This is a genomic window from Vibrio sp. 10N.261.52.A1 (assembly GCF_002876325.1).
Classification (GTDB): Bacteria; Pseudomonadota; Gammaproteobacteria; order Enterobacterales; family Vibrionaceae; genus Vibrio; species Vibrio chagasii.
The window spans coordinates 1-792 of sequence record NZ_MCYD01000275.1; the positions used below are offsets into that span (position 1 = coordinate 1).

Genomic DNA, 792 nt, shown 5'->3' on the forward strand with positions numbered 1-792 from the left:
ATCTATTGCCGACAGCGCCTGTACCTCAAATGAAATTAGATAGAGCTTGGGACGAAGCAACACTGCACAATTTGACTCAGTTGATCTATGATGTGCGCAAAGACGATGCCTTATTCCGTCGCAATATCGCTACGCCAGGTTCTTTTGACAAGATGCGTAAAGAATATTGGGACCGCAGAGAGTACAGTGCAGTCGAGTTAACAGGTGATGATTCTTGTAATCTAGCGCCGTTAGCTAAACTCGGTTTTATGGTAAAGCCAACTTTATAAAAGAGAGAAACAATGAGCCAAGAATTTAATATTGCTATTTTAGGTGCGACTGGTGCGGTTGGTGAAACCATTCTTGAAGTACTTAAAGAGCGTAAATTCCCTATCGGTGAACTGCACTTACTAGCAAGTGAACGTAGTGAAGGTAAAACTTACCGCTTTAATGGTAAGACGATACAAGTGCAGAACGTAGCAGACTTCGATTGGTCTCAAGTTCATATCGCATTTTTCTCTGCTGGTGGCGACCTTTCTGAACAATGGGCACCAGTTGCTGCGGATGAAGGTGTTGTTGTTATCGATAACACATCTAAGTTCCGCTACGAATACGATGTTCCACTGGTTGTGCCGGAAGTGAACCCAGAAGCAATTGCTGAGTTCCGCAACCGCAACATCATTGCGAACCCAAATTGTTCAACGATTCAAATGCTGGTTGCGCTTAAGCCAATTCACGATGAAGTAGGCCTAGAGCGTATCAACGTGTCGACTTACCAATCGGTTTCTGGTGCAGGCAAAACAGGTATCGATG

General features: G+C 44.2%; 2 protein-coding genes. Both read left to right on the forward strand.

Going from position 1 to position 792, the window contains the following annotated elements; translation table 11 throughout:
• On the forward strand, positions 1 to 269 hold a 269-nt coding region (locus BCT81_RS03515; RefSeq protein WP_133152520.1), incomplete at its 5' end, for a DUF3410 domain-containing protein.
• 12 nt (positions 270 to 281) lie between these two features.
• A partial coding sequence (locus BCT81_RS03520; RefSeq protein WP_102423253.1) for an aspartate-semialdehyde dehydrogenase occupies positions 282 to 792 on the forward strand: 511 nt, incomplete at its 3' end.